This is a genomic window from Parasaccharibacter sp. TMW2.1882 (assembly GCF_023337635.1).
Taxonomy (GTDB): Bacteria; Pseudomonadota; Alphaproteobacteria; order Acetobacterales; family Acetobacteraceae; genus Bombella; species Bombella apis.
In genome coordinates, this window is record NZ_NWUT01000001.1 from 831850 (window position 1) to 846185 (window position 14336).

The 14336-nt window shown below is 63.7% G+C and carries 15 protein-coding genes; 7 read left to right on the plus strand and 8 right to left on the minus strand.

Translation table 11 applies throughout. The annotated features are described in order from the left end of the window. Positions 1-3: 3 nt before the first annotated feature. From CO583_RS03825 to aat, 6 genes are all read right to left on the minus strand, one after another. Positions 4-975 (minus strand): RluA family pseudouridine synthase, encoded by a 972-nt coding sequence (locus tag CO583_RS03825; protein ID WP_192847982.1) that lies wholly within the window; start codon positions 973-975, stop codon positions 4-6. Then, a complete protein-coding gene (locus tag CO583_RS03830) occupies positions 972-2354 on the minus strand; it encodes a replication-associated recombination protein A (protein ID WP_408902056.1) in 1383 nt (460 codons plus the stop codon). Before CO583_RS03830 ends, CO583_RS03825 begins: the two co-directional genes overlap by 4 nt. A 46-nt stretch (positions 2355-2400) precedes the next feature. Next, positions 2401-5694: a DUF3971 domain-containing protein gene (locus CO583_RS03835; RefSeq protein WP_248630358.1), complete on the minus strand. Its 3294-nt coding sequence runs from the start codon at positions 5692-5694 to the stop codon at positions 2401-2403. A gap of 102 nt (positions 5695-5796) precedes the next feature. Next, positions 5797-6312 (minus strand): peroxiredoxin, encoded by a 516-nt coding sequence (locus CO583_RS03840; RefSeq protein WP_248630357.1) that lies wholly within the window; start codon positions 6310-6312, stop codon positions 5797-5799. Between the two features lie 4 nt (positions 6313-6316). Further along, positions 6317-7234, minus strand: a complete 918-nt coding sequence (locus tag CO583_RS03845; protein ID WP_156878838.1) for a hypothetical protein — start codon at positions 7232-7234, stop codon at positions 6317-6319. Positions 7235-7269: 35 nt separating this feature from the next. Then, the gene (aat, locus tag CO583_RS03850) at positions 7270-7944 is read right to left on the minus strand and encodes a leucyl/phenylalanyl-tRNA--protein transferase (protein WP_249103157.1); all 675 of its coding nucleotides are present in this window, start codon (positions 7942-7944) and stop codon (positions 7270-7272) included. Between the two features lie 32 nt (positions 7945-7976). On the opposite strand from aat, the gene CO583_RS03855 reads away from it, so the two are divergent. Further along, positions 7977-8174 carry a hypothetical protein gene (locus CO583_RS03855; protein WP_248630354.1) on the plus strand — a complete coding sequence of 66 codons (198 nt, stop codon included), beginning with the start codon at positions 7977-7979 and terminating at the stop codon, positions 8172-8174. A 79-nt stretch (positions 8175-8253) separates the two neighbouring features. Here the strand turns inward: CO583_RS03855 and CO583_RS03860 are convergent, their stop codons facing one another. Continuing rightward, positions 8254-9069 (minus strand): EcsC family protein, encoded by an 816-nt coding sequence (locus tag CO583_RS03860; protein ID WP_043561605.1) that lies wholly within the window; start codon positions 9067-9069, stop codon positions 8254-8256. 57 nt (positions 9070-9126) lie between these two features. Continuing rightward, complete coding sequence (locus CO583_RS03865) at positions 9127-9546, minus strand: EVE domain-containing protein (protein WP_249103160.1); 420 nt, start codon at positions 9544-9546, stop codon at positions 9127-9129. Positions 9547-9747: 201 nt separating this feature from the next. Here CO583_RS03865 and ccmC point away from each other — a divergent pair, with 201 nt between their 5' ends. Genes ccmC through CO583_RS03895 form a run of 6 tightly spaced genes read left to right on the plus strand, consistent with a single transcriptional unit; the run spans position 9748 to position 14335 of the window. Then, positions 9748-10497 (plus strand): heme ABC transporter permease CcmC, encoded by a 750-nt coding sequence (gene ccmC, locus CO583_RS03870; RefSeq protein ID WP_249103163.1) that lies wholly within the window; start codon positions 9748-9750, stop codon positions 10495-10497. After that, entirely contained in the window at positions 10494-10685 is a 192-nt protein-coding gene (ccmD, locus tag CO583_RS03875; protein WP_249103166.1) for a heme exporter protein CcmD, read from the plus strand. The genes ccmC and ccmD overlap by 4 nt, the downstream gene beginning before the upstream one ends. 33 nt (positions 10686-10718) lie before the next feature. After that, positions 10719-11267, plus strand: coding sequence for a cytochrome c maturation protein CcmE (gene ccmE / locus CO583_RS03880; RefSeq protein ID WP_052349160.1), 549 nt, complete (start codon positions 10719-10721; stop codon positions 11265-11267). Between the two features lies 1 nt (position 11268). Then, the gene (locus CO583_RS03885) at positions 11269-13293 is read left to right on the plus strand and encodes a heme lyase CcmF/NrfE family subunit (protein ID WP_248630351.1); all 2025 of its coding nucleotides are present in this window, start codon (positions 11269-11271) and stop codon (positions 13291-13293) included. Continuing rightward, complete coding sequence (locus CO583_RS03890; protein WP_248630350.1) at positions 13284-13886, plus strand: redoxin domain-containing protein; 603 nt, start codon at positions 13284-13286, stop codon at positions 13884-13886. Before CO583_RS03885 ends, CO583_RS03890 begins: the two co-directional genes overlap by 10 nt. After that, positions 13883-14335, plus strand: a complete 453-nt coding sequence (locus CO583_RS03895; protein ID WP_081562931.1) for a cytochrome c-type biogenesis protein — start codon at positions 13883-13885, stop codon at positions 14333-14335. Before CO583_RS03890 ends, CO583_RS03895 begins: the two co-directional genes overlap by 4 nt. Position 14336 lies beyond the last annotated feature (1 nt).

Consider the following 14336-nt stretch of genomic DNA (forward strand, 5'->3'; position numbering starts at 1 on the left):
CTTTCACCGTGTCCGGCGTGGTGCTGGTGTGTCACCAGCAATGAAACCCAGCGTCTGGAACGTCTCACGCATATGGGGCGGCAAGGGAGCCGCCACCTGCAACCTTCCCCCCGCCGGATGAGGGAACTCCAGCATCCTTGCATGGAGGTGCAGCCTGTCCGGGAAACCCTCCACATGGGCCGTTTCGCCCCCATAGCGGGGATCACCCAGAATGGGCGTGCCCAGACTCTCCGTATGGACACGCAGCTGGTGCGTCCGCCCCGTCCAGGGGGACAGGGCCAGCCAGCTGAAACGCTTGCCTGTGGCATCCAGCGTCTCGTAGGAACTCTTGGCACTCATCGCATCCTCTTCCCCACGGGAGACAGGCACGATAAGCGAGGCACCCCCGGCCCCGACCTTGGCCAGAGGCTGGTCGATCACACCTTCAGCAGGGCTGGGCCGCCCGACAACCACCGCCCAGTAGGTCTTGCTCACCTCACGCCCCCGAAAGGCCGCTGCCAGTTTTGCTGCCACACCGGGCGTGCGGGCCAGCAGCAGGATGCCGGACGTATCACGGTCAATGCGATGCACGAGGCGGGGCTTGTCGCCTCCCTCCGGCCTCAGCCCCTCCAGCATCATGTCCACGTGTACGGTGATGCCGGGGCCACCCTGTGTTGCCAGACCGGACGGCTTGTTCAGCACGATGAGATGGTCATCCTCATAAAGGATCATGTCCCGCAGCTGCTGGACGAGTTCCGGGTTGGGCGGTGGCGGCGGGGCCGGGCGGCTCTGGTCCGGCAGAGGGGGGATACGGATGCTCTGGCCGGGATTGAGCCTTTTATTGGGCTGCACCCGCCCTCCATCAACCCGCACCTGCCCCTTGCGGCACAGCTTCTGCAACCCGCCCTGTGTCAGGTTGGGATAATGACGGCGAAACCAGCGGTCGAGACGCAGATCGGCCTCATCTTCGCTGACAATACGATTCTCAACACTCATGACTGGCGAGATGCCCGTTTCTGCGCCAGCATGTCCAGCCGTTTCCTGATTCTTTCTTCAAATCCACGGTCGACCGGCCTGTAAAGCGTCACCCGTTCCATGCCGTCGGGGAAGTAGTTCTGGCCGGAAACACCATCCTCGCAGTCATGATCGTATTCGTAGCCCTTCTTGTAACCCAGCTCCTTCATCAGGGCTGTCGGAGCATTGCGGATATGGGCCGGAGGCATGAGGCTGCCCGTCTGCTTCGCCAATGCCCTGGCCTCATTATAAGCCCGATACACTGCGTTGGACTTGGAGGCGACCGCCAGATGGACCACAACCTGCGCCAGGGCCACCTCCCCCTCTGGAGAGCCGAGCCTCTCATAAGCCATCGCTCCGGCCTGTGCCAACGGCAGGGAGGTCGGATCAGCCTCGCCAATATCCTCACTGGCAAAGCGGACGAGACGGCGGGCAATGTAGCGGGGGTCTTCCCCGCCTTCCAGCATGCGGGCGAACCAGTAAAGTCCCGCATCAGGGTCACTCCCCCGCAGGGATTTGTGCAGAGCGGAAATCAGATTGTAATGCTCGTCCCGGTCCCTGTCATACAGGACAGGCCGCCGGGACAGGGACCGGGCCAGCTCCTCCGGCCCCAGCGGGCGGGTTCCATCCTTCGTCAGGGAAAGAAGCTGCTCGACCATGTTCAGCAGATAGCGCCCATCCCCATCCGCCATGGCCCGCAGGGAGGCCCGGCCCTCATCCGTCAGGGGCAGGGTCCGCTCCGTGGCCGTTTCGGCCCGCACAAGAAGCTGCTCCAGCGCAGCATCATCCAGCCTGTGCAGGACAAGAACCTGACAGCGTGACAACAGGGCGGAGTTCAGCGTGAAGGACGGATTCTCGGTCGTGGCTCCCACCAGCACGACCGTTCCCCGTTCCACATAGGGCAGAAAGCCATCCTGCTGCGCCCGGTTGAAGCGGTGAATCTCATCCACGAAGAGCAGCGTGCCACGCCCGGTGGCCTCAGCCTTGCGGCGGGCTTCATCAAAGGCTTTTTTCAGATCCGCCACACCGGAAAAAACAGCGGAAATCTTCGTGTAAAACAGTCCCACCCGTTCGGCGAGCAGCTGGGCAATGGTTGTCTTGCCGCATCCCGGCCCACCCCAGAGAATCAGGCTGGACAGATGGCCGCTTCCCAGCATCCGGGTCAACGTACCCTCCGGCCCCAGAAGATGGACCTGCCCCTGCACCTCATCCAATGACTGCGGACGCAGACGGTCCGCCAGCGGCTGGGTGCCCGCAGCACGGCGTGACGGAGAGGCCTCTGACCGGCGTGCCCCCTCCTCATGCCGGGAAACACCACCCGATGAGGAACCCCCAAAGAGATCCGGCATGATATCCGACATCATCATCCCTCCTGCCTTTCCCACCACTGCCAGACCCGGCAGCCTCTCATTCGAACAGACGCCGCAGCCCACCGGGCAGCAGGGCGGAGAAAGGGTTAACATGCATCTGTGGCTTGGCCAAACTGCCATCCAGCCTGTAGGTCATGGCCATGATACCACTTCCCTTCCGGGCCCCGAAAAAACTGCCCGCAGCCTGATTGATCCCAAAGAATGGCGAGATGGTGCCCTGCATCTGCATCATGGCCTGCCCGAAATCCATCTGCCCTTTCATCGTCACCCCCAGAATGGCATTGCCGGCCCGCGCCTCTGCCAGATCAAGCCGCTCCCCCGCTACCCGGAAGGACGCCCGCAACTGGACATCTTCAAACTGTTTGCGGGAAATCTGCCCCCAATGCAGAGGGGCAGCCAGCGTGGCAATGACAAGAGCCGTCGGCGGATTTTTCAGCGTCAGATGGTCCACGGCCAGCGTGCCATCAAAGGGCGGCAGCCCCAGTCCCAGCCCCATGGTACGCTCGGCACTGGTCACATGCGCATCGGCCGCCACGGGCTGGCAATGGCCCTGGAGGTCCACCGTGCCACCAGCCAGCTGGCCATACACACCAAGAGACGCCAGAATCCTGCCCAGATCAGCAGCAATGAGCCTTACATCCAGCACGCCTATCCGTCTGGAATCCTGTGCGAGATCAAACGTGAGGGACGGCTGGGCCACATGCAGGAAAGCCCCCTGCACCCGCTGCGCTGCCCAGCGAAGGTTGGCTGACACATGGCTGGCTGTCTGTTCAGCTCCATAGATCACCCTGTCAGCCCGCAACCCGATAGCCCATATCCCCTCCGGCAGGATGGATGCCTGGCTGGCGCTGCCGGGTGCCCGTCTGACCTTTTTCTCCACGGGGTGAATAGGCTGTGAGCGTGACTTTCCGGTGGCCGGATGCCCGAACCAGGGGGTCAGGTCCAGAGTACTGGCCTGCACGGATATCTGGTACCGCCGGTCATCCGCCGTTCCGTCCCGCACCGGCCAGTCCATCACGGCACTGCCGCTCGTCCGTCCAAACTGGAAATGGGTGAGGTTGATCCCTCCCAGCTGACCAGACCTCATGCGCCCTTCTGCCTGAAGGGCCAGCTGGGGACCATGGGCGCGAACATCATCCAGACGGATCATCTGCCCATCCTGCCATGTCACTCCTGCCTGCAAGCCCGCAGGGACACCAACAGGCTTGTGCCAGAAACGGGCCCGGACACCCAAACCTCTCAGGTCCACCTGCACCGAGGCAGTCCCCCGACTATGGCCGGGGCCCCCACCGTACTGGCTGTAGACAACATGCCCCACGCCACTGCCCTGCATGATGGAGTCCTGCGCCAGCCCCGCCGGAACCCCGAGACTGCGCAACTCCTTTGCCCCCAATGAGGCCTGCAGATCTGCTTTCAACATCAGGCGTCCCGGCACATTGGCCTGAAAACTGTCGAACAGGCTGCCCGTCATCATCACGCCACGGAACCGGGCACCTCCCTTCACGGCAAGTCCGGCTTCATTGACCGAAAAGTGCCCATTCCCCTGCTGTATCCGCCCCAGGGACGGCAGAGCGAACAAGATGTTCTGGAAATCAAACTCTGCCCCATATCCCACATCCTTCATCAGAAGGTGACTGTTGAGCGGCAGCTTCAGCGAGAGCGTGCCCTTCAGCATCCCGCCCGTATTGGCTGGATTGACCGGATGACGGGACAGCAGATTGAGCCGTGGATAGGAAAGGACCGCCACAAAAGCTGACAGGGGTCCTTCCATCCCCAGCGAGAATTCACCTGTCTGCTCCCGCTTGAGCAGATCACTCAGAACAATATGCCCCGTCGGTACGGTCACCGAGCCCCCTCGACCATCCGCAAGATGACCATGCTGCACGTCGATCAGCAGACGGTCATCATCCACAAAATGGGCGTAGGCATCCTCCCCCGTGACCTGTGGCATACCCTCCATCCATGTCACGCTCAGGCTATGGCCTGTCAGTTCACCCCCCAGCGCCCTGACATCCAACCCGTCGAGACCGGTATTGCTGGTAAAATCAAGCTGAAGACGCAGATTCTCACCACGCCCTGCCGTCATGTTGGTGGTCATCCAGCGACGGGCTCCACGGGCTGTGCCATCCGGCCAGACACTCGCCAATGTGGCAAAATCGAATGTTGGCACATGGCCATCCACCAACAGCTCCACATCCTTTGGCCTGTCCAGATGATCCAGCCGCCCATGGGCATCAATGATGAAAGGGACCGTCCGCCCCAGGGAGTCCAGTGCCGCAAGCTCCGTATGCAATGCCAGAACCAGGGGGGCCTGCTGGCCAGCCTCCGCAGGGTCCAGATGGAACGATACCTTCCCCGATGAGAGACGGAACGGAATGCGGCCAGGCCGGTCAATCTCGCCAGCTCCAGCGTCCACCTCCCCTGCCATGTGAGCAAAATGGCCGACCAGTCCATGCCCCTCCAGAATCCCTTCCAGATGAAACGCCAGAGGCATGTTCGGGATGCCCATGCCTTTTTTCCCGGCTGGCGACAGCGGCAGCCAGGCCGCCAGAGCCGGAAAACGGACCGGAGAAACAGTCAGCTGCCAGCGTGTCCGTGCCGCTCCGTCGGGAGCCATGTCACCTGCCAGATGGACCGTGGCCTCCTCCTGCCCTGCACCCAGCCCGCCCCCCTGGAGGGACGCCTCCATCCGCCCCTGCCAGCCGGTCTGCCTGTCATGATCCGCCTTCAGTTCCGGCAGGGTTACAATGAGCGAAGAATCCGGTGCCGTCTCATCCCTTATGGTCAGCCTGATATCCTGAAGATCAAGATGCCAGGGCATGATGGCAGCCAGAGGTGGCAGAGTGCCTCCACCCGGATGCTGCGCCCCGGGCTTCACACCGCCCAGGCTGACATGACCCTCCGCATCCCGGAACGCCACAAGGCGCAGCCCCCGGACATCCAGCGACCGCAGGCCCACCTGCCCATGCAGCAGGCTCGCAAGCCGGAAAACAACCCCGACATGATCAAGCTGCTGTTCCGGCACTTCGGCAGCCACCTCATCAGCCCCCCCGCCTTCTGGAAGGGCACGATACCGGACACCCTCAAGGCTGAGCAGAATCTTGGCCGAATGACCGTTCTTTCCGGGTTTCCACGACAGGGCCATGCGCTCCCAGTGGAGACGCCCCCCACCAGCATGGGTCAGGGCCCCTCCCCAACGATGGGACAGCCCCGTCACATCCAGAGGCCCCTGGGCCAGCCGTCCCAACAGCAGGGCCACCGCCAGCAGCAGCCCCACCAGCGGCACCAGAAGCCCCAAGGCCACACGGCGCAGGATTGTCTGCCATGTCATGTCCACGATACCCCGGATAAAGAGACATCCCGTGATGTCCTGAAACAGAAAAACAGGAGAGCGGCTGCCCGGAACAGACCGGAGACTGGCGGAAACCGGCTGTCAGAGCCGGGACAGAGCCTCCTGCACCCATGCCACATGCTTGGCGGGGCTGACCTTCCGCTTGAAAGCAGCAAGACGCCCTTCCGCATCGACCAGAAAGGAGCTCCGCTCAATCCCCATGAACTCCCGCCCATAGAGCTTCTTCTTCACCCACACGCCATAGGCTTCGGCCAATGCATGATCGGGGTCTGACAGCAGGGTGAAGCTGAGCGCCTGTTTCAGAATGAATTTTTCCAGTGCTCCCACACCATCGGGACTGACACCCAGCACACGCAGACCATCCCCACCGGGGATACGCAGCTCGGCCAGATGGTCACGCAGATCGCAGGCCTGAGTGGTGCAGCCCGGCGTGGAAGCCCGTGGATAGAAATACAGAAGATAGGGCTGCCCGCGGAGGGCATGGCTGCTCACCCTCTCCTCGCCTGTGGGGCCCATCCCCGCCAGATCGAAATCGGGCACCGGGGCCCCCACGGCCAGCCCCTCACCGGAACCTGAAACCTTTTCTGCCTGTGTCATGCTTTTACTGCTCCGCACTGTTGGGCTGGTCACCATGGGAGACACTGCCATCTCCCACCGAATCATCAGGGCTGTGTGGCTGATCCGGCACGCTGCTGCCCTCACCCCCGGTACGGGCGGCACCATGCGCCGTACCATCCAGTGGAGCATCCGGAACGGGACGGGCCTGTGCCGGCTGGGATGCCGGCCTGCCCTTGAGGAAGGGACTGACCCTCTGAAACCCGGCAGGCGGCTGGAAACGGTCTGCCGGAATGTCCTCATACCGCACGGACACGGCCTGAAGATGGCCCTGAAGACCATCAGCATCCACACCATCCTCGGCGAGGATGAGGCCATCCTCCGTCACGCAGGCCGTTGCCTTGCCACGAGGGCTTTCAATGGCCCATTCCCGGCAAGGCACGCCAGCAATCTGCTTCATCCCGCCAGCATGGTAGGTCATATCCAGACTGAGCAGGAACGTATTGTGCAGCCCATGCATGGGACGGAACTGGATGTAGCGCCTCTCCTGCATGCTGACGAGCGTCATGATCTGGTTGGGGCGATCCAGAATGGTGGCGCTCTGCCCATCATCAGGATCAATCCGCAGCCGGTCACCCGAAGCAGCAAAAGAAACCGCCACCTGATGCTCCGGCCCGGCTCCCTTCCCCTTGCCCGGCAGCACTTCTGTCTGGAACCGGTAGGTCACCACGGCATCCCGCATCGGTGCCAGAGGGGGATGATCCGCTGGCGCAGCGGCTTCGGCAATGCCACAGGCCAGCACGGCAGCCCCAAGGGCCGCCAGCACTGTCCCCCCGGCCCGCCGCACGACCTTATCCCGCCCCGGCATGACTTCCCTGATACACCACTGCATCCGCACGTCTTCCTCCATCTCCATCCATGACCGGCGCCGGACACCGCCCAGCCTGCAAACGGGCAGAAGCATATCAGACCATGACAGCAGGGCCAGAGAGAAATTGGTTACCTTTCTGCCCGCCCGGCAGAGCCCTGCACCATGGCCTCCAGTTCCGGCCCCAGAGCAGCAAGGCTGACATCTCCAGGCCATCGGGCAGGCTGCTGCATGGCCGCCGCAAGCTGCTGCCTGTAAGCCGCAAAGGGCACTCCCACACAGCCAAGACTGGCCAGATGCGGGGTGACGTACTGCGTATCCAGCAGGCCATATCCCCCCTGCCGCAGGGCCGCCATCAGATGTACCAGCGCTATCTTGGACGCATCCCGCACATGGGACACCATGCTCTCCCCGAAGAAGGCACCATGCAGGGACACACCATAGAGCCCCCCAAGAAGCGCTCCGCTCTCCCTGTCCCGGACCTCCACGGAATGGGCATGGCCCAGACGGTGCAGCTCGCCATAAAGCTGGCGGATGCGCCCGCTGATCCATGTTTCCGGCCGGGAGGGCGTCAGGCGGGCGCAGGCCTGCATCATGCCATCGAAATCCTCATCACTGCACAGGCGGTACTGCCCGGCCATGACGGTCCGCATCAGCCGCCGGGGCAGGGCTGGTGCCTCCAGGGGAATGATCCCCCGCTCCTGCGGGCAGAACCATTCCAGCTCATCGCTCTGCCCATCCGGTGCCATGGGGAACAGACCTTCCCCATAAGCACGCAGAAGCAGGTCAGATGTGATAGGCTCCATCAGATAATCTTTCCCTACAGAGAAGCCGAATCATGTCCAGCCAGTCTCCCTCACGCCCTTCATCGCAGACCTACATCTATACGATCGCACTGGCCCTGTCCTTCCTTCTTCAGCTGGTCTGGCCTGCATTGACTCCCCTCATGGGTGTCGTGCGCGTTTTTGCCCTCATGGGTATTCTCGTCTTCGGACCACTGGAGCTGTATCAGCTCTACCGCATGGCCCCACGCTGAAAACGCCACCCGGACAGAAAAACAGAGGGGCGGCCCCTGCCGGAGTCCGCCCCTCTGAAAGCCGTGCAGACAGCCCTGCTCACGCTTCTGCGCTGCGACCTCGATACGCCTCGGCGGCATCCCGCACAGCAGCCCCGTGCAGGCGCTCCAGCCTGCGGATGGTGAAATGGGCCTTGGCCAGAGCCCGATAATGAGCAAGGAAGGCCGAGTTGATGGCCGCCCCGCACAGAGCCCCGGCTACCGGCACCATCTGGGCTGCCAGCTTGCGGGACAGGGCCATGCCATAATGTCCCGCCACCTCGGCCATCAGCATCACAAGCGGCTGGCCACGCATCAGGCCACGGGCAGCGAAAAAGCCCAGCTCCCCCTCGCCTTTCTGCTCTCCCATGCTCCGCAGGGCGAAGACTTCCAGACAGGCCCGGCGTGTCTCCTCGCTCCGCAGGTCTTCACCATTTTCCTGAGCGATGGCGGCAATCTCCCGCATGATGGCCAGCGTGGTGAACCCGACATCCGGCACCATGCTGGCAAAGCCACCAAAACCACCCGCCGCACCGGAAACCGCCACGGCGGCCTGGATCAGATTCTCACGCCGTGCCCCGGCCCCACCTGCCTTGCGGTCCAGACCAAGAATGGCCAGACGGTAGGCCTGGTCCAGCGCAGAACTGGCCAGCTTCTGGAGTTTTTCCTGAAGGCCCGGCGCCAGAGACAGGCCCTGCAACCCCATATGGGCTGCCCGGCCCACAGCACCACCCATCAGGTCACCCAGACGGGCCAGCGTGCCCCGACCTTTCTCCACCCCATCCAGCACGGCATGGAGCTGGGACAGGGCTTCTGCATCAAGATCATGGGACAGGAAACTCGCACTGGGCACATGGTCCTTACGCTGTTCCGTCATGGTCTGAATCTCCTCATTTCCAGAGCGGGCCACCACAGCAGGGGGCCGGGTCCATCGTTACTGCGCTTTTTCCCACTGGCCCTTGCGGGTCAGATAGGCGAATTCTTCCTCTGTCACCGGGGCAACAGAAAGGCGGGACTGCTTGAGCAATGCCATGCTTTCCAGAGCCGGGTCCGCCTTGATCTCCGCAAGCGCGACGGGGGAGCGAAAGGCTCCATCGGCCTTCACGTCCACGCAGACCCAGCGGGGATCATCCGCCGTCGGGTCTGGAAAGGCTTCCCGCACGACCTCGACCACACCGACGATGCGCTTTTCCGTCACGGAATGGTAGAACAAGGCCCTGTCCCCGCACTTCATGGCGGCAAGATTGTTGCGTGCCTGGTAGTTCCGTACGCCGGTCCACGGTTCGACATCATTCTTCACCTGCTCATCCCATGAGAAAGAGGCCGGTTCCGATTTGATCAGCCAGAAGGCCATGCGTCACAATCTCCCTGTTTTCCGGGGCGGCACTCCCGGTTTTTCCGCTCCATCTGTCCACGGCCATATCGTGTGTGGCCAGCCACTCTACAATGCCTGACTTTGAAGCTTTTTCAAAGCGGGAGCTTCCCGGAACGTCTGCCGCCATGATGACACCATTTTTCATTTCTCTTCTTTCCGTGAAGCCGCCATACTTGCCCCATGTCTTTTTCCACCTACCCCGCACCATCCGGACGATGGACAGGCAGCCCGGCCCGATTCCTGCATGTCACCCGCCCCATGGCCCTGCCCTGCCTGCTTGTCGGGCTGGCGGTACTGGCTGCCGGTCTGATCTGGGGCCTCGGCTTCGCCCCGGCAGACTGGCAGCAGGGCGAGACGGTGCGCATCATGTATCTGCATGTCCCCATGGCGTGGCTGGCTTCTGCCGGTTACATGCTGCTGGCTGCCTGCGGGCTTCTGTCCCTCGTCTGGCGGCATCCGCTGGCCGGTATCGTCGCCCTCGAAGCCGGACCGCTGGGAGCCACGGCCGCCGCCCTGTGCCTGATCACCGGGTCGCTCTGGGGCAAGCCGGGCTGGGGGACATGGTGGGTCTGGGATGCCCGGCTGACCTCCATGCTTGTGCTGTTCTTCCTCTATCTCGGACACATCCTGACCATCCGGGCCTTTGACGACCCCGTGCGGGGCCAGAGGGCCGCTGCCCTGCTGGCTCTGGCCGGTGTGGTGGACCTGCCCATCATCAAGTTCAGCGTGCAGTGGTGGAACACCCTGCACCAGCCCGACAGCATCACCCTGACCGGTGCCCCCACCATGGCCATGAGCATGTTCTGGCCCCTGCTCGTCTGCACGGCAGGCTTTACACTGACGGGAACGGCCCTGCTCCTCATACGCTGCCGGGCCGCCCTGCTGGAGCGCCGCACCCAGGCATTGGCCCTGCGGGACATCTCACCATGACCGCACCCGCCTTCTGGCCCCCGCACTGGGGGTTCGTGCTGGCCAGCTACGGGCTGGTCATCGTCATCCTGGCCGTGACGGTCAGCAGCAGCCTGCTCCGCCTTCGCCGGGCCAAACGGCGGCTTGCCCTCATGCAGCGTCTCCAGCAGGAAACGGCAAATCTGCCTGCCGGACAGGAAAGGGATTAACAGCCCGCCCTCGTGCCTTTAAACGGGAACGGTATGTCTGCGTCATTTCCCCTCACCCGCCGCAAGGCCGGACGTTTCTGGATCATCCTGGCCTGCCTGCTCTGCCTAGGTGGGGCGGTCGGGCTGGTTCTCAATGCGCTTTCCAGCACCATCGTCTTCTTCATGGCTCCTTCACAGGTGCTGGCCCATCCGCCGGCACCAACCCGGACCATCCGGCTGGGCGGCATGGTCGTGGCCGGGTCCCTCCATACTGGCAGGGCCTCCGACGACACGCCAGAGGCCCGCTTTGACGTGACGGACGGGCAGGCTGCCGTCACCGTGCAGTATAGGGGCATCCTGCCGGACCTGTTCCGGGAAGGGCAGAGCGTGGTGGCTCTGGGCCGGTATGATGGCCACGGCTTCACCGCCAGCGAGGTTCTCGCCAAGCATGATGAAACCTACATGCCCAAAGAGGTTGCCGATGCTCTCCAGAAAAGTGGCCGGTGGGACCCCCGTTTCGGCCCTCCTCCCAATGCCGCCGACTGGAACAGCATGACCGTGCCCCACCCGGACACGCCTCCCGGGCCAGGGGCCGCACCGTGACATGACCATGCTGGCCACCATCTTCTGCCCCGAGGGCGGGCATTTTGCGCTGGCTCTGGCCTGTGCCCTGGCCCTCATGCAGGGTGTCCTGCCGCTGGCCGGTCTCCGCCGGACGGACAGCCCCCTGACGGCCCTGGCCCGCCCTCTGGCCCTCAGCCAGTGCCTTGCCCTGCTTTTTGCATGGACCTGCCTCGTCACCGCCTCTCTGGGCAATGATTTCTCCCTGAAACTCATTGCCGAAACCTCGGCCATCAATAAGCCGTGGGCCTACAAGATCGCCGGTCTCTGGGGCAATCATGAGGGTTCCCTCCTGCTCTGGGTCACGCTGCTGAGCCTCTGGTGTGCAGGGCTGGCCCTTCTCCCCGGCCAGAGTGCCGCCCGGCCGGAAGGGCTGCCCCTCCGCCTGCGGGCACGGCTTCTGGCCCTGCTGGGATTGGTGGGAGCTGGCTTCCAGCTCTTCTGCCTGACGACCTCCAACCCCTTCCTGCGGCTCTGGCCCGTTCCGGCCGACGGGATGGGCATGAATCCGCTCCTTCAGGACCCCGGCCTAGCCGTGCATCCCCCGCTGCTCTATAGCGGTTATGTCGGCTTTGCCGTGCCCTTCGCCTTTGCCATCAGTGCACTGCTGGACGGCAGGGCTAATGCGCTCTGGGCCCGCCACATGCGCCCGTGGGTCATCAGTGCCTGGGCCCTGCTGACGCTGGGAATCACGCTCGGGTCATGGTGGTCCTATTCCGTGCTGGGATGGGGGGGATACTGGTTCTGGGACCCGGTGGAAAATGCCGCCCTCATCCCATGGCTGACGGGCACGGCCCTGCTGCACAGCGTTCTGGTCGTGGAGAAACGCAATCTGCTGCACGTCTGGTGCCTGCTGCTGGCAATTGCCACCTTTGCCTTTTCCCTCTCCGGGACGTTCCTCGTCCGGTCGGGCATTCTCAATTCCGTCCATGCCTTCGCCAACGACCCGGCCCGGGGGCTGTTCATTCTGGGGCTTCTGGGCCTGTATGGCGGCGGCAGCCTGCTGCTCTTCGCCATCCGTGCTCCTGCCCTGCCCACCCCGCAGGCAGGTTTCTCGCCCCTCTCCCGTGAGAGTGCGCTGCTGCTCAACAACATCCTGCTCTGCACGCTCTGCGCCGTCGTGCTGACGGGGACGCTCTACCCCCCCTTCATGCAGCTGCTCTTTGGCCGCACCCTCTCCGTTGGCAAACCCTTCTTTGACGCCACGACCATTCCGCTCACCCTGCCACTTCTGGCCGTCATGGGGGTGAGCATGGCCCTGCCATGGCGACAGACCAGAGCGGACAGGCTCCTGCCCCGTCTGGCCCCGGCCCTGCTCATCACGGCCGGAAACATCCTGCCCGCCTTCTGGCTGTTCCCCACACCACTGGCGGCCCTGTCGGCCCTGCTGGCCCTGTGGGTCATCAGCGCCGCCCTCTGTGACCTGATCCTCCGTCTGCGTGGCCTGCCTGAAGGCAGCCGCCAATTGCACCGCCTGCCCCGCAGTCTATGGGCCGCCAGCCTGGCCCATGTCGGCGTGGGGGTGACCATCCTCGGTCTCTGCGGCATGGCGGGCAGCCAGGAATGCCTCATAGAGGCCAGACCCGGCACCCATGCCACGCTGACCGGGCGGGACTGGGAACTGACCGCCCTGACCGCCCATCACGGCCCCAATTATGAGGCCGTGGAAGCACACCTGACCATCCGCCATCACGATGCCCACGGGCCGGTTCTCACCGAACTGACGCCAGAGATCCGCCTCTTCCCCCGGCAGGGGCAGCGTACACTGCATGTCGCCATCCTCCACCGCCCGCTGGAAGACCTCTATGCTGCCCTTGGCAGCGTGAAGGAAGAGCGTGACCCACAGGGGCAGAGCCATTACAGTGCCATCCTGCGCCTGCATGAAAATCCTCTGGCCTCATGGATATGGCTGGGCGGCATCATCATGGCCCTTGGCGGGGGGCTGCATCTGCTCCCCTCACGGCGGCGTCCGAAACCGGTGGAAGGGGAGCTCAGATCATGCCGCTGACACGCCGCCATCTTCTGGCCGCCCTGCCCGTCTTGGGGGCTGCCGGGCTGGGACTTGGATTCATCAGGATGCTTCATGGACTGGATCGGGGGCAGTTTGATCCCAGAGCCATCAACACCCCGCTGACGGGCCAGCCCGTGCCGGAGTTCCCCGCCCTCTCCTCCCTGCCCGGACAGGCCAGGCTGACCCGGGAAGATTTCAGAACCATGACGCAGCCGGTCCTGCTGTCCGTCTGGGCCTCATGGTGCCTGCCCTGCGTGGAAGAAATCCCGTTCATCAGCCAGCTTGCCGCCTCCCTCGCCGCTCCCCGGAAGAAGCGTGATGCACCGCTGGCCCTCTGGGGCCTCTGCTACAAAGACCAGCCCGCCAGTGCCTCCCGCTGGTTGGAACGGGCAGGCCAGCCTTTCACCCGGCTTGGTCTGGATCAGGATGGACAGGCCGCCATTGAATGGGGCGTGACCGGCGTGCCGGAAGCCTTTCTCATCATGCCTGACCCGCAGGTGGGCGGACGGATTGTCTGGCATGGAACGGGTGGCCTGACGGAGGCGGTCTACCAGACCCGTGTCGTTCCGCATCTGGAGGCAGCACCATGAGGCTGGCCGTCACCCTGCTCCTGCTGCTTCTCGTCAGCCCGACCTGTCTGGCCGTGGACACGCCGGATGAAATGCTGTCTGACCCGGCTCTTGAGCGGAAGGCACAGCAGATCGGCCAGCAGCTCCGCTGCCTCGTCTGCCAGAATGAAAGCATCGAGGAAAGTTCTGCCCCTCTGGCCAGGGACCTGCGCCATGCTGTCCGCCAGCAGCTCCAGCAGGGACATACGGCAAAAGAGATCAGGGCCTGGATGGTCCAGCGATACGGAGAATTCATCCGGCTTCGCCCCGCCTTCTCGCCAGCCACGGCGCTGCTCTGGCTCATGCCCCTGCTCGGCCTCATGGTGGCCCTGCTTCTGGCCTGCCGTTTCTGGTACCGTCCCGCTCCGCCACCGGCACCCCTCACACCGGAAGAACGCCGCACTCTGGACAGCCTGCTGAAAAAGGACTGAC

What these genes read in the sequence shown, in the direction of transcription:
- CO583_RS03825 (WP_192847982.1), bottom strand. Translation starts at nt 975, where the DNA reads ATGAGTGTTGAGAATCGTATTGTCAGCGAAGATGAGGCCGATCTGCGT.
- CO583_RS03830 (WP_408902056.1), bottom strand. Translation starts at nt 2,354, where the DNA reads ATGTCGGATATCATGCCGGATCTCTTTGGGGGTTCCTCATCGGGTGGT.
- CO583_RS03835 (WP_248630358.1), bottom strand. Translation starts at nt 5,694, where the DNA reads ATGACATGGCAGACAATCCTGCGCCGTGTGGCCTTGGGGCTTCTGGTG.
- CO583_RS03840 (WP_248630357.1), bottom strand. Translation starts at nt 6,312, where the DNA reads ATGACACAGGCAGAAAAGGTTTCAGGTTCCGGTGAGGGGCTGGCCGTG.
- CO583_RS03845 (WP_156878838.1), bottom strand. Translation starts at nt 7,234, where the DNA reads ATGCTTCTGCCCGTTTGCAGGCTGGGCGGTGTCCGGCGCCGGTCATGG.
- aat (WP_249103157.1), bottom strand. Translation starts at nt 7,944, where the DNA reads ATGGAGCCTATCACATCTGACCTGCTTCTGCGTGCTTATGGGGAAGGT.
- CO583_RS03855 (WP_248630354.1), top strand. Translation starts at nt 7,977, where the DNA reads ATGTCCAGCCAGTCTCCCTCACGCCCTTCATCGCAGACCTACATCTAT.
- CO583_RS03860 (WP_043561605.1), bottom strand. Translation starts at nt 9,069, where the DNA reads ATGACGGAACAGCGTAAGGACCATGTGCCCAGTGCGAGTTTCCTGTCC.
- CO583_RS03865 (WP_249103160.1), bottom strand. Translation starts at nt 9,546, where the DNA reads ATGGCCTTCTGGCTGATCAAATCGGAACCGGCCTCTTTCTCATGGGAT.
- ccmC (WP_249103163.1), top strand. Translation starts at nt 9,748, where the DNA reads ATGTCTTTTTCCACCTACCCCGCACCATCCGGACGATGGACAGGCAGC.
- ccmD (WP_249103166.1), top strand. Translation starts at nt 10,494, where the DNA reads ATGACCGCACCCGCCTTCTGGCCCCCGCACTGGGGGTTCGTGCTGGCC.
- ccmE (WP_052349160.1), top strand. Translation starts at nt 10,719, where the DNA reads ATGTCTGCGTCATTTCCCCTCACCCGCCGCAAGGCCGGACGTTTCTGG.
- CO583_RS03885 (WP_248630351.1), top strand. Translation starts at nt 11,269, where the DNA reads ATGACCATGCTGGCCACCATCTTCTGCCCCGAGGGCGGGCATTTTGCG.
- CO583_RS03890 (WP_248630350.1), top strand. Translation starts at nt 13,284, where the DNA reads ATGCCGCTGACACGCCGCCATCTTCTGGCCGCCCTGCCCGTCTTGGGG.
- CO583_RS03895 (WP_081562931.1), top strand. Translation starts at nt 13,883, where the DNA reads ATGAGGCTGGCCGTCACCCTGCTCCTGCTGCTTCTCGTCAGCCCGACC.